We start from the raw sequence: 6,070 nt of genomic DNA, 5'->3' as shown, positions 1-6,070 counted from the left end.
TACAACCTTGCCGCCGACCCTCATCAGTTGCTGAACCTGGCTGGCCGTAAGGATCCGCCCCACCTGGTCCACTATGGCGGCGACCAGCCTTTGCCTGAGGTCGCCGCTCACTTGCGCGAGCGGCTGATTGCGCGAATGATGGAAGCCGGTGAGCCGAGGGCGGAGATTGCCGAACGCCATCTTTATCCCTGAACTTGCGAATCCGCGGCTATGGCTTGGAGAACAGAATCCGAGCACTCAACCGGAATCTGATGAACTTACACTCCCGACCCGGACCGCTTGGCTGCCCGCAGAATCGCCTCGATGCTGCGTTCGACGTCCGCGTCTGTTGTTGACCAGTTGCAGACGCTGATGCGCATGGCCGTTTGGCCTTTCCACACAGTGCCGCCGCACCAGCACGTGCCGTCCTCCTGAATGGCTGCGATGGTACGCTGCGTCTGTTCCGTAGTGCCGAACGATATCAGAACCTGGTTGAGCACGACTTCGTTGAGCACTTTGTACCCCGCGGCCGCCAAAGCATCGGCAAAGCGGCGGGTCTGGCGGCAGTTGCGCTCGACGAGTTCGTTGAGGCCCTGTCGCCCGAGAGAACGGATGGCCGCGTAGACAGGGACGGCCCTGGCGCGCCGCGATTCTTCCGGCACAAATTCGTGAGGGTCGCGCTCGCCTCCGGTGGCGAGGATGTAGGCTGCGGGCAGAGACATCGCGCTGCGGTGCGCGGATTCGTCGGCACAGAAGGTGATCCCGCAGTCGTACGGAACGTTCAGCCACTTGTGTGCGTCGGTGGCCACTGAATCAGCCTTCTCAATGCCGCGCAGCAGGCCCGCCCGTTCAGGCGAAACGGCGGCCCACAGCCCGAACGCGCCGTCCACATGGAACCATGCGCCGCTGTTCCTGGCACACTCGGCGATTTCGCTGAGAGGATCGATCGCACCTGTATTCACGTTGCCGGCCTGCGCGCAGACGATGCACGGCCCCCGGATGCCCTGCAATGCAGCAGCCAGGCCAGAGACGCTCATCCGGCCCTGGCTGTCTGTGGGGATTTGCCGAACTCGATTGGCGCCGAGGCCCAGAAATCGAACCGATGTGGAGATTGTGTAGTGGGCTTCCTCGCTCGCCACGACTTCAACGGGCGGCGCTCCGTAAATGCCGTTTGCTTCCACATCCCATCCGGCATCGCGCAGCACACGATGGCGTGCTGCAGCCAGCGCGGTAAAGTTCGCCATGTGTCCGCCGGTTACAAAACCAAAGCTCATGGTTGCGGGAAGCCCCGCCAGTTCCCGCAGCCATGACCCGGTGATCTCCTCAATCACCGAGACCAGGGGTGACAGAACGTAGATGCCGGCGTTCTGGTCCCAGGCCGACACCAGCCAGTCCGCGGCGAGCGCGGCGGGGAGATTCCCTCCCACCACGAAGCCGAAATATCGCGGGCCGGTCGAGGCCACAGCACCCTTCATTCCCGCGCGGGCAAGAATCCCGGTGACAGCCTCGGGATCGATTCCTTCCTGAGGGAATGGGCCGCCCAGCGCCTGGCGTAACTCCTCCGCTGATACGGCGGCCGGAATGGGCCGGTTGGCAACCGACTCGAACCAGCTTGAAGCATGTTTCTGTATTGTTGCGAGGAGACTGGGAATTTTCTCGTGCATCACATTGACCTTCTTCTGGAATGGGATCGGACACAGTGCCAACAGTAGGCTTCCAGCGACTCTTCAGAGACTGCCAGCCATTCCGCGCAGACAACGAAAGTTTTGCTGGTGCCGCAGTCCATTGCAGAGACCCTTTCACGTGGGTTATCAAAGCGCGCGTGGAGGAAATCTGCGACGGACAAAAATGAAAGCTTAAACCACGCGTAGTGGGAGTGTAAACATCGTCTGGTGTGGGCGGTTCTTCAACCCTGCGACAGCTCTTCAGGAAGCTGCGGCTAACGGGTTTTCCATTTTGAGGCCAGCAGCGCGATCTTGTCTTCCATCGCAGCTGCAGGTTTTTGTTGCGATTTGGCCGGATGCCTCGGGGAAGGCTCCTGAAGGGCCTTTATGGAGAGCGAGATACGCTTCGTTTTGGGATCGGCGCTTAAGACTTTCACTTTCACGATCTGGCCGGCCTTCACAACGTCCGAAGGATCTTTGACGTAGCGATTGGCAAGTTCGCTGACGTGGACCAGGCCATCCTGATGGACGCCGATGTCCACAAACGCTCCGAACTTGGTTACGTTGGTGACCACGCCCTCCAGCACCATCCCGGGTTGCACATCTGAGAGTTCGCGAACCTGTTCGTCAAAGCTGGGTGCCACAAACTGCTCGCGCGGGTCTCGGCCAGGCCTGCGAAGTTCCTCCAGGATGTCATTCAGTGTGTAGGCGCCGGCTTCGAGACGGTTGCGGTCCACCTTCTCCAGAAGTGCCGGACTCTTAATCAGCTCCTCGATGGGAACGCCCAGCGATTGAGCAATCTGCTCCACGATCTGGTAGGACTCGGGGTGGACGGCGGTCATGTCGAGTGGATTGTCGCCGTCGCGGATGCGCAGAAACCCGGCTGCTTGTTCGAATGTCTTCGGCCCGATGCCTGGAACTTTCCGCAATTGCGCGCGCGAGCGGAAGCTCCCGTTTTCATTCCGGAACGTGACGATGTTTTGCGCGGCCCGCTCCGTGACGCCTGCAACGTAACGCAACAGCGTCCACGATGAGGTGTTCAGGTCAACCCCCACGCGGTTCACGCAACTCTCGATGACGCTTGCGAGCGACGCCTGGAGCTGGCGCTGGTCAACGTCGTGCTGGTACTGGCCCACTCCAATCGATTTGGGATCCACCTTCACCAGCTCCGACAGCGGGTCCTGCAACCGGCGCGCAATGGAGATGGCGCCGCGCACGGTGAGGTCCAGGTCTGGAAACTCCTGACGCGCGACCTCTGAGGCGGAATAGACACTGGCCCCTGATTCGCTGACCGTCACTGAGAAAATGTTGTCCAGTTTTTTCTCGCGCAGAAAGTCGCGCACAAAAGCGTCCGTCTCACGGGAAGCCGTTCCGTTCCCAATAGCGATGGCGCGAACGTTGTGCCGCTGCAGCAGGGTTTCGAGCGTCCTGGCGGCTGCCTCCTTTTCGCCCTGGGAACGGTGTAGGTGGATGAGGTCATGGGCAAGGAATTTCCCGGTCTCGTCCACTACCGCAATCTTGCAGCCCGTGCGGATGCCGGGGTCGATTCCCAGCACGGAAATGGGCCCCGCCGGTGGCGCCAGCAGCAGGTTGTGCAGGTTGTCACGAAACACCTGGATCGCTTCTCCGTCCGAGCGCTGCTTCACTTCCAGGCGGATTTCAGCCTGAATGGAAGTGTTCAGCAGGCGTTTCCACGCGTCTTCAATGGCCAGTTCAAGCTGCGGCGTCCAGTCGCCCGGCTGGCGCAAAATGCGCGACTTCAGCAGAGTGACAACGCGCAAGGGATCAACCTCAATAAGGAAGTAGAGGACGCCTTCGCTCTCGCCCCGGCGGATGGCCAGCATGCGGTGCGAGGGGATGGCCTTCACCGGCTCGCGGTATTCGTAGTACATCTTGAATTTTTCCTGCTCGTCCACGGCGTCCTTCACCTTGCTGCTCACCACCACGCCTTCTTCAAACATCACCTTCCGCAGAGCCTTGCGCAGGTCCGCGTCCTCGCTGATCATTTCCGCCACAATGTGGCGAGCGCCTTCCAGCGCTTCTTCCACGCTGTTCACGCCTTTATCAGCGTCCACAAATCCGGCGGCCAGGGTTTCGAGCGGTCCCGCAGCCGGCTCCTGCGCCCAAAGATAGAGCGCCAGCGGCTCCAATCCCTTCTCGCGCGCCATGGTCGCCTTGGTGCGGCGCTTCGGCCGGTAGGGCAGGTAGAGGTCCTCCAACTCGCTTTTGTCGAGCGTGGCATCAATGCGCGCCTTGAGCTCAGCGGTCAGCTTGCCTTGCTCGGCAATGGAAGCCAGAATTGTTCCGCGCCGCGCCACAAATTCCCGGAAATAGGTCAGCTTCTCCTCGACCCGCCGCACCTTGACTTCATCCAGGTTGCTGGTGGCCTCTTTGCGGTAGCGCGCAATGAAGGGGACGGTTCCGCCCTCATCGAGCAATTCAATCACGGCCACCAGGCCGCGCAGGGGGACGTCAAGCTGCTGCGCAATGTGCAGCAAGAGCTCGGTTGAAAGTTCTTTTCGTTCTGTCATGGTGAAATTAAAGGTTTCCTGTATCTGCGGAGTGTTCTGCGGCGCTCGATCGCGCAACTGTTGGCCAAACGTCAAGAATAAACCATAACCTGGCCGAACGCCAAAACTATGGGCTGTCAGGCAGGTTTTCAGCGAGGCGGTCTGGTTTGACATCTCAAATTTGCCATCGCTCGCTCCCAATCGCCTTTCGCGTATCGGCGCATGCTGCCTCGCGCTCGGCGAATGCCCGATCTCTCCACTCCGCCTTCAGCGGGCACATCAGGCGCTGACTCAACCGGGCATCGAATGCGATTATGAGTCGCGTAAGGAAAACTCTGTCAAAGCTCTTTAGAAATGTCCCCTTGCTTACCTCATTAGAAGTGTCCCCTTTTTGTTGTAGTTATTTTTCTCTCTTTTTTGGTTTTTGGGTTTCTGTTTTTCTCGTGGGCCTTGCCCGGAGCGGAGCCCTGCGAGCCCGCAGGGCGAGCGTTCAGGGTGAAGCGGAGGGCGAGGCCCACGACCGCCGCTTGCCGGCCCCGGCCTGGTTCCCTGCTTTCTTTTCCATCTGCCGGCGGGCCGCTTCTCGCCACGGGTGATCGGCCGGCGGCACCCACTTCCGCTTCCCGGCCTTGGGGGCTGGAGTGGCTCTTTTCTCCTGGACCGCCGGTCTGGCCTGCGCCGCGATCTCTCGCCACCTCACCGCCCGTCCCCGGTACTCGATCCCTACCCGCCCGTCCGGCCACTCCCAGACCACCACTTTGCCCCGCGCCGGCGCGTAGTTCCGGCTCCCCGGCTCCAACTGGAAAAACCGGTTCTCGTACCGCACCACCCAATCCTCGCTGATCACCCGCTCGCTCTCCAGCCGGAAGATCTTGTCCAGTTCCGCCGCCCTTGGCGCTCGCCGGTGATAGTCTTCCCGCCTCGCCGCCACCCGCCCAAACCGCTCGTTGTGTTCCGGCAGATATTCCTCTTCCAGATACCGGTTCGCCTCGGCATAGCTGGCAATCTCCTTCCGCCGCAGCTTCTTCACCAGCCGGTCCTGATGCGTCCCGTGGATTCTCTCCACCCGCCCTTTCGCCTGCGGCGAACGGGCTCCAATCAGCTCGATCCCCAGCTTCCCGCACATCCGTCCAAACTGCGTCACCGGCTCTTCCCCTCGCAACCGCTCCCCCGCCGTGGCCGGCCGCTGGTAGAGATTCTTCCAGTCCACATACAGCGCCAGCGGCACCCCGTAGCGCTCCACCCAGGCTCGCAGCGCCCCCGCCGCCGCCCAGATCGTCTCTTCCTTCCCCATCCGCGCCAGCGTCCGGTTCGTCGCATCGTCCACCAGGTCCATCAAGCAGCCTCCCGGCCCCCGCCCCTCCAGCCAGGCGTGAAAGCTCCCGTCCATCTGCACCAGTTCCCCAAAGTGCTCCTTCCGCTCCCGCCGCCGCCGATGCGGCCGCCTCCGCCGCTCCCGGCTCCATAACCCCGCTTCCAACATCCACCGCCGCAGCGTCTCCGCATCCACTTCCTCTCCGTCTTCCAGCCTCAGATGCTCCGCCGCCAGCGTCGGACCAAATCGCTCTCCCACCGCTCCACCATACTTCTCCCGCACCAGTCCTAACACCCGGCGCCGAAAACCCTCCCCATACGCCCGGTTCGACGGCCGCCCCGCGCTCCGGTGCTTCAACCCCGCAGCCCCTTCTTTTCGGTACCGCTTCCACAGCCGCTTCGCCTGCCGGTAACTGATCCTCATCAGCAACCCTGCATCCACCAACCGCAACTGGCCGCTCTTTACCCGTGCCAGCACCTCCACCCGACTCAACTCCCTCTTGCTCATCTCCACTCGCCCCAATCTGACCTCCTTTCGGAAGTCTTATTAGGGGACATTTCTATCGAGGACAAAAGGGGACATTATCATCGAGGTTCAACAGA

4 protein-coding genes are annotated in these 6,070 nt (G+C 61.4%); 1 reads left to right on the top strand and 3 read right to left on the bottom strand.

What is annotated here, in order from left to right:
• Nucleotides 1-192: hypothetical protein (locus VFQ24_19200; GenBank protein ID HET9180485.1), on the top strand; the 192-nt coding region annotated here is incomplete at its 5' end.
• A gap of 65 nt (nucleotides 193-257) precedes the next feature.
• Here VFQ24_19200 and VFQ24_19195 read toward each other — a convergent pair.
• From VFQ24_19195 to VFQ24_19185, 3 genes are all read right to left on the bottom strand, one after another.
• Nucleotides 258-1,643: an aminotransferase class V-fold PLP-dependent enzyme gene (locus VFQ24_19195; protein ID HET9180484.1), complete on the bottom strand. Its 1,386-nt coding sequence runs from the start codon at nucleotides 1,641-1,643 to the stop codon at nucleotides 258-260.
• Between the two features lie 275 nt (nucleotides 1,644-1,918).
• Complete coding sequence (locus VFQ24_19190; protein HET9180483.1) at nucleotides 1,919-4,174, bottom strand: Tex family protein; 2,256 nt, start codon at nucleotides 4,172-4,174, stop codon at nucleotides 1,919-1,921.
• Nucleotides 4,175-4,643: 469 nt separating this feature from the next.
• On the bottom strand, nucleotides 4,644-5,981 hold the full coding sequence (locus VFQ24_19185) for an ISNCY family transposase (protein ID HET9180482.1): 1,338 nt from the start codon (nucleotides 5,979-5,981) through the stop codon (nucleotides 4,644-4,646).
• Between the last annotated feature and the right edge of the window lie 89 nt (nucleotides 5,982-6,070).

The sequence above is a fragment of the Terriglobia bacterium genome (genome assembly GCA_035712365.1).
Classification (GTDB): Bacteria; Acidobacteriota; Terriglobia; order UBA7540; family UBA7540; genus SCRD01.
This window is presented reverse-complemented; position numbering and strand designations above follow the sequence as displayed.